At 69.5% G+C, this 6984-nt stretch carries 7 protein-coding genes; 4 read left to right on the forward strand and 3 right to left on the reverse strand.

Annotated features, from left to right (window positions below):
• Positions 1–284 precede the first annotated feature (284 nt).
• Positions 285–1379 (reverse strand): anthranilate phosphoribosyltransferase, encoded by a 1095-nt coding sequence (gene trpD / locus H7I41_RS14270; RefSeq protein ID WP_264013251.1) that lies wholly within the window; start codon positions 1377–1379, stop codon positions 285–287.
• A gap of 67 nt (positions 1380–1446) precedes the next feature.
• Here trpD and ctaE point away from each other — a divergent pair, with 67 nt between their 5' ends.
• Genes ctaE through qcrB form a run of 4 tightly spaced genes read left to right on the forward strand, consistent with a single transcriptional unit; the run spans position 1447 to position 5826 of the window.
• Entirely contained in the window at positions 1447–2058 is a 612-nt protein-coding gene (gene ctaE, locus H7I41_RS14275) for an aa3-type cytochrome oxidase subunit III (RefSeq protein WP_264013252.1), read from the forward strand.
• Between the two features lie 38 nt (positions 2059–2096).
• Positions 2097–2903: a cytochrome bc1 complex diheme cytochrome c subunit gene (gene qcrC / locus H7I41_RS14280; RefSeq protein WP_302471754.1), complete on the forward strand. Its 807-nt coding sequence runs from the start codon at positions 2097–2099 to the stop codon at positions 2901–2903.
• A complete protein-coding gene (gene qcrA, locus H7I41_RS14285) occupies positions 2900–4150 on the forward strand; it encodes a cytochrome bc1 complex Rieske iron-sulfur subunit (protein ID WP_264013253.1) in 1251 nt (416 codons plus the stop codon). Before qcrC ends, qcrA begins: the two co-directional genes overlap by 4 nt.
• Positions 4147–5826, forward strand: a complete 1680-nt coding sequence (gene qcrB / locus H7I41_RS14290) for a cytochrome bc1 complex cytochrome b subunit (protein ID WP_264013254.1) — start codon at positions 4147–4149, stop codon at positions 5824–5826. The genes qcrA and qcrB overlap by 4 nt, the downstream gene beginning before the upstream one ends.
• A gap of 124 nt (positions 5827–5950) precedes the next feature.
• Here qcrB and H7I41_RS14295 read toward each other — a convergent pair whose 3' ends face one another.
• Both H7I41_RS14295 and H7I41_RS14300 read right to left on the reverse strand, forming a co-directional pair.
• A complete protein-coding gene (locus tag H7I41_RS14295) occupies positions 5951–6634 on the reverse strand; it encodes a DUF2561 family protein (RefSeq protein ID WP_264013255.1) in 684 nt (227 codons plus the stop codon).
• A partial coding sequence (locus tag H7I41_RS14300; RefSeq protein ID WP_264013256.1) for an MmpS family transport accessory protein occupies positions 6634–6984 on the reverse strand: 351 nt, incomplete at its 5' end. The genes H7I41_RS14295 and H7I41_RS14300, both read right to left, overlap by 1 nt.

Here is a 6984-nt window from a genome sequence, read left to right on the forward strand (position 1 = left end):
GGCAGCGGGCGGCAGCGGGCTGCGCGGGGCCCGGAGTGCCGCCCATGCCCGTCGTGGAGGCCCTGGGCGCCGCCGCCCAGGTGGTGCTGCCCGCCGCGGCCCCGTTGGGCGGTGCACTGGTCGAGGAGACCGCCCTGATCGCCCGCTGGCTGACCCAGCCCGGCGTGCGCATCGTGCGCTGCGATCCGGGGTGGGCGTCGACTGCCGGGTCCGCCGGCCGGTGGGCGGAGTGGGCCGCGTCGGCGCGTTCGGCCCGGATCGCGGCCGAACAGGCCCTCGACGGCTCAGAGCTGCTGAGTGAACCGCACCCAACGCGCGAGCAGCTGTTCGGCCGCCCCGGAGTCGATGGCCTCGCAGGCGCGCGCCAGACCCGTCTCCCAGGCGGGCACCCACTTGGCGTCGCTGGCTAGGCCGGCGTGCGCCACCATCGCGCCCGCGGCGTTGAGCACCACCGCGTCGCGCACCGGGCCGGTGGCGCCGGCCAGCACCGACCGCACCGAGGCGGCGTTCGCCTCGGCGTCCCCGCCGACGAGCTCGGAGAGCTCCGCGCGTTTGAACCCGAAGGCCATCGGGTCGAAGGTGAGCCGCTCCACCATGCCGGCCTGCACGCGCCAGATGGTGCTCGTGGTCGTCGTGGTCAGCTCGTCGAGGCCGTCGTCGCCGTGCACCACCAGCACGCTGGAGCGCCGCGTGGCGAACACCCCGGCCATCACCTCCGCCAGATCGGCCCATGCGCAGCCGATCAGGCCCGCCCGCGGGCCGGCCGGATTCGTCAGTGGGCCAAGCAGATTGAACACCGTAGGAACGCCGATCTCGCGACGCACCACCGAAGCGTGCCGGTAAGACGGGTGGAACTGCGGCGCGAAGGCAAACCCGATGCCGACCTCGGCGACGCTGCGTGCGACCTCGTCGGGCCCGAGGTCGATGCGCACCCCGAGCGCCTCGAGCGTGTCCGCCCCACCGGACAGCGACGACGCGGCACGGTTGCCGTGCTTGATCACCGGGACGCCGCTGGCCGCCACGACGATCGCGGCCATGGTGGACAGGTTCACCGTGTTGGACCCGTCTCCCCCGGTGCCCACCACATCGACGCTGTCGGTGCCGATCTCGTCGGTGGGCACCCGCCGCGCGTGCTTGAGCATGGTGTCCGCCAACTCGGTCACCTCGGCCGACGTGGGACGCTTCATCTTCATCGACACGCCGAAGCCGGCGATCTGCGCCGGAGTCGCGGCGCCCGTCATGATCTGGTCCATCGCCCAGGCGGCGTGGCCCGACGGAAGGGCCTGACCGGTGGTCAAGCGGCCCAGGACCTGCGGCCACGTTGGCGCACCGGCGGATGCGGGGGACGACGGACGCGAAGACGGCTCGGGATTGACCACCCCGAGATTATGACGAATTGCTCGACCCGGGTGGAGTTCAACAACTACAAAGCGTCATACTTCATGTGTGACGAGCGCTGTGGGCACCTCGGGAACCGCCATCACCTCCCGCGTGCATTCGCTGAATCGGCCGAACATGGTCAGTGTCGGCACCATCGTCTGGCTGTCCAGCGAACTGATGTTCTTTGCTGGCCTGTTCGCGATGTACTTCACTGCGCGCGCGCAGGCGGGTGGCGACTGGCCGCCGGAGCCCACCGAGCTGAACCTGATGCTCGCGGTGCCCGTGACGCTGGTCCTGATCGCCTCGTCGTTCACCTGCCAGATGGGCGTCTTCGCCGCCGAGCGCGGCGACGTGTTCGGGCTGCGGCGGTGGTACCTGCTGACCTTCGCGATGGGCCTGTTCTTCGTCCTCGGACAGGGCTACGAGTACATGCACCTGGTCCACGAGGGCACCACGATCCCGGGCAGCGCCTACGGCACGGTGTTCTACCTGGCCACCGGCTTCCACGGGCTGCACGTCATCGGCGGCCTGGTCGCCTTCGTCTTCCTGCTCGCCCGCACCACGATGAGCAAGTTCACCCCGGCGCAGGCCACCGCGGCGATCGTCGTGTCGTACTACTGGCACTTCGTCGACATCGTGTGGATCGCCCTGTTCGCCGTCATCTACTTCGTCCGATGAGCGAGAGCTCGCGTCCTGCGCCGATGAGAAGGGGTTCGATGACCACCAAGTCCCGCCGCCGGTTGCGACGGCGTCTGTCGGCAGCACTGCTGCTGCTGACCGGACTCGGCGTCGCCGGTGGCGTCGCCGCGACGCTGACTCCGACGCCGCAGGTGGCGGTCGCCGACGAGTCGCAGTCGGCACTCCTGCGCACCGGCAAGCAGCTCTTCGACACCTCGTGCGTGAGCTGCCACGGCGCCAACCTGCAGGGTGTGGCCGACCGCGGGCCCAGCCTGATCGGCACCGGTGAGGCGGCGGTCTACTTCCAGGTCTCGACGGGCCGTATGCCGGCGATGCGCGGCGAGGCGCAGGCCCCGGACAAGCCGCCGAACTTCGACGAGCAGCAGATCGACGCGCTGGGCGCCTACGTGCAGGCCACCGGCGGTGGCCCCGTGGTGCCCCGCGACGAGAACGGCCAGATCGCCTCCCAGTCCCTGATCGGCGACGACGTCGCCCGCGGCGGTGACCTGTTCCGGCTCAACTGCGCGTCCTGCCACAACTTCACCGGCAAGGGCGGCGCCCTGTCGTCGGGCAAGTACGCCCCCGACCTGGGTGACGCCACCGAATCGCAGATCTACACGGCGATGCTGTCCGGCCCGCAGAACATGCCCAAGTTCTCCGACCGCCAGCTCTCGCCGGAAGAGAAGCGCGACATCGTCGCCTACGTCCGGGAGTCGGCCGAGACGCCGAGCCCGGGCGGCTACGGCCTCGGCGGCTTCGGCCCCGCGCCGGAGGGCATGGCGGCCTGGATCATCGGCATGGTGGCCGTCATCGCTGCGGCCCTCTGGATCGGAGCACGGGCATGACCGAGCGCGGAGCCGACGGCGATCCCCGCCGCGACGGCGATCCCGACGACACCCCCAAGGGCACCGACGCCCCCGGCCACGCCGGTGTGCCCGGCCAGCCCACCGACGCCGAACTCGCCGAGATGACCCGCGAGGAACTCGTCGAGCTCGGTGGTCGCCTGGACGGCGTCGAGACCATCTACAAGGAGCCGCGCTGGCCGGTTCCGGGCACCCGGGCCGAGAAGCGTGCCGAGCGCACCGTCGCGAACTGGCTTCTGCTGGGCGGTGTCTCGGGCCTGGCACTGCTGGTGGTCTTCCTCTTCTGGCCGTGGGAGTACCAGCCCTACGGGTCGGCGGGCGAGTTCGTGTACTCGCTGGCCACCCCGCTCTACGGCCTCACGTTCGGACTGTCGGTGCTGGCCATCGGCGTCGGCGCGGTGCTCTTCCAGAAGAAGTTCATCCCGGAGGAGATCTCCATCCAGCAGCGCCACGACGGGCGCTCCGCCGAGATTCAGCGCAAGACCGCCGCGGCCAACCTGACCGACGCGCTCGAGGGCTCGACGATCAAGCGCCGCAAGCTGATCGTGATGTCGCTTGGCGTCGGCATGGGCGCCTTCGGGCTCGGCACCCTGGTGGCATTCCTCGGCGGCCTGATCAAGAACCCGTGGAAGCCGGTGGTGCCCACCGCAGATGGCATGAAGGCCGTGCTGTGGACCTCCGGTTGGACCCCGCGTTTCCAGGGCGAGACCATCTTCCTGGCGCGGGCGACCGGCGAGGTCGGCTCCTCCCCGTTCGTCAAGATGCGGCCCGAGGACCTCGACGCCGGCGGCATGGAGACCGTCTACCCGTGGCGCGAGTCCGATGGTGACGGCACCACGGTCGAGTCCGAGCACCACCTCGTCGAGATCTCGATGGGTGTGCGCAACCCCGTCATGCTGATCCGGCTGCGGCCCGGCGACATGGCCAAGGTGGTCAAGCGCAAGAACCAGGAGAGCTTCAACTTCGGTGAGTTCTTCGCCTACACCAAGGTGTGCTCGCACCTGGGATGCCCGGCCTCGCTCTACGAGCAGCAGACGAACCGCATCCTTTGCCCGTGCCACCAGTCGCAGTTCGACGCCCTGCACTTCGCGAAGCCGATCTTCGGCCCCGCCGCGCGTGCCCTGGCGCAGCTGCCCATCACCATTGACCAGGACGGCTATCTCGTCGCCAACGGCGACTTCATCGAGCCAGTCGGGCCGGCCTTCTGGGAACGGAGGACAAAGGCATGAGTTCAAAACTCGCGGCGCAGGGTGATGCGATCGACTCGCGTTACCACCCGTCCGCGGCGGTGCGGCGGCAGCTGAACAAGGTCTTCCCCACCCACTGGTCGTTCCTGCTCGGCGAGATCGCGCTGTACAGCTTCCTCGTCCTGCTGCTGACCGGTGTCTGGCTGACGCTGTTCTTCGACCCGTCGATGGCACACGTCACCTACGACGGCGTCTACCAGCCGCTGCGCGGTGTGGGGATGTCGCGTGCGTACGAGACCGCCCTTGACATCACATTCGAGATCCGCGGCGGTCTCTTCGTCCGTCAGGTCCACCACTGGGCGGCACTGCTGTTCGCCGCGTCGATCATGGTGCACCTGGCCCGCATCTTCTTCACCGGCGCGTTCCGCAGGCCCCGCGAGGCGAACTGGGTGATCGGCAGCCTGCTGCTGATCCTGGCGATGTTCGAGGGCTTCTTCGGTTACTCGCTGCCCGATGACCTGCTGTCGGGCACCGGCATCCGCGCCGCGCTGTCGGGCATCACGATGGGCATCCCGGTGGTCGGCACCTGGATGCACTGGGCGCTGTTCGGCGGCGACTTCCCCGGCGACATCCTGATCCCCCGGCTGTATGCGCTGCACATCCTGCTGATCCCCGGCATCATCTTGGCGCTGATCGGCGTGCACCTGGCCCTGGTCTGGTTCCAGAAGCACACCCAGTTCCCCGGCCCCGGCCGCACCGAGACCAACGTGGTCGGCGTGCGGGTCATGCCGGTCTTCGCGGTGAAGTCCGGCGCGTTCTTCGCCGTGACCGTCGGCATCCTCGGCCTGATGGGCGGTCTGCTGCAGATCAACCCGATCTGGCAACTGGGGCCGTACAAACCGTCCCAGGTGTCGGCGGGCAGCCAGCCGGACTTCTACATGATGTGGACCGACGGCCTGATCCGTATCTGGCCGGCGTGGGAGTTCTACATCGGCAACTACACCATCCCGCAGGGTGTCTGGGTCGCCGTCCTGATGGGTGCGGTGTTCGGCCTGCTGTCGGTCTACCCGTTCCTGGAGCGGAAGTTCTCCGGTGACAACGCCCACCACAACCTGCTGCAGCGGCCGCGGGACGCGCCGGTCCGCACCGCGCTGGGTGCGATGGCCATCTCGATCTACATCCTGCTGACCTTCGCCTGCATGAACGACATCATCGCGCTGAAGTTCCACATCTCGCTCAACGCGACGACGTGGATCGCCCGTATCGGCCTGGTGATCCTGCCGGTGATCGTCTACTACATCACCTACAGGTGGGCGATCGCGCTGCAGCGCAGCGACCGCGAGGTGCTCGAGCACGGCATCGAGACGGGCATCATCAAACGCCTGCCGCACGGTGCCTACATCGAGCTGCACCAGCCGCTGGGGCCGGTCGACGACCACGGCCATCCCCTGCCGCTGGAGTACCAGGGCGCCGCGCTGCCCAAGCGGATGAACAAGCTGGGCCTGGCCGGTTCCCCCGGCAGTGGCAGCTTCCTGCGTGCCGACCCCACGGTCGAGAACGAGGCGCTCACCGAAGCGGCGCACGCCTCGGAGCGCAAGTCGCTCACGGCACTCAAGGAGCACCAGGACCGCAATGGCTCGACCAACGGTCACGCCAACGGTCACAGCAATGGTCACGCCAACGGTTCGTCCAACGGGCACACCAACGGCCACCACTGAGGTGTCCTGACCAACACGACAAGCACTGAGCCCGGTCGCCGGATGTCGAGGCGGCCGGGCTCAGTGCTGTCGGGGGTCGGTGCTGACGGCGGCCAGGGTCGAACCCGACCCGGAGACCCGTCGATCAGCGGGTGTTGAGCAGGCCGCGCAGTTCGCGCAGGTAGTACACCGGGATCACCGGCGAGGCGAGCGTCACGAGGCCCGCGATGCCGTAGCTCACCCAGGCCAGGGTGTCGCTGTCGGAGGCCATCAGATAGGTGGCGGCGCCGATCGCGGCGCTCGCCACACCGAGGGCACACGCGACCGTCAGCGCGAAGCGCAGGTACACCTGGTCGACGGCGGCGGCGGGGAACCCGGGCTCTTGCCGGTGCGGCGCCACGGCGGACACGTAGCCGGGCGTACGGACGGCGGGGTCCGGAGGCGGCCCGAACATCCGCAGCTTCCCGGTGGGGGTCTCGATACCGCGGGGCGGGACGGCGGGAGCGGCGCGGCTGTCCTCGACCCGGCGCGGCCGTGCCGGAGCCGGCGCCGGGCCGTCGAGCGCGGTGCGGCGGGCCCGCAGCAGCAGCGGGATCGCGGCGATGATCACGAGCGCGGAGATCACGATCACCGTGTAGAGCAGCCACGGGGTCCCCGACCCGTCGCCCGAAGGCTGTTGTGTGCGACCGAGATCGACCAGGGCGACGGTGGCGGCCACCGCGGTGCCGAGCGCGATCAGCCAGATCACGGCGCACGCCGCGAACAGGATCCGGTCCAGGTTGTCGGTGGACCCGGTGTCGCGGCGCGGGTCGATGTCGGCGTATGTCATCAGCAGCTCGTCTGGGGTGAATTACCGGAGTTGGAGGACAGCACCTGCCCGTCGCTGGTGGTGATCGAGCAGTTGAGTCTGCTGAGCAGCAGCAGGCTCGACGCCTGCACCGAGCCCACCTCCGACTGCGAGATCGGTGTCACCGTGAACGACCAGGGGATGTAGACGTTGCGCAGCGTGCGACTCCGCCCCGCGGCGTCGATGTAGGTGATCGAGATGATGTCGCCGGGGGCCTTGGTGCCGGTGACCGAGTAGGTGACCTGTCGCGGACCCGCGGGCGTCGTGGTGGTGGGCGGAGGCGGCGGCGCCTCGCTGGGGGCCGGTGGCGGCGGCGGAGGCGGTGGCGCCAC

It is taken from the genome of [Mycobacterium] manitobense (assembly GCF_025821665.1).
Classification (GTDB): Bacteria; Actinomycetota; Actinomycetes; order Mycobacteriales; family Mycobacteriaceae; genus Mycobacterium; species Mycobacterium arseniciresistens.

Coding starts and splice junctions, on each gene's coding strand:
- qcrC (WP_302471754.1), top strand. CDS start 2,097: ATGACCACCAAGTCCCGCCGCCGGTTGCGACGGCGTCTGTCGGCAGCA.
- qcrA (WP_264013253.1), top strand. CDS start 2,900: ATGACCGAGCGCGGAGCCGACGGCGATCCCCGCCGCGACGGCGATCCC.
- qcrB (WP_264013254.1), top strand. CDS start 4,147: ATGAGTTCAAAACTCGCGGCGCAGGGTGATGCGATCGACTCGCGTTAC.
- H7I41_RS14295 (WP_264013255.1), bottom strand. CDS start 6,634: ATGACATACGCCGACATCGACCCGCGCCGCGACACCGGGTCCACCGAC.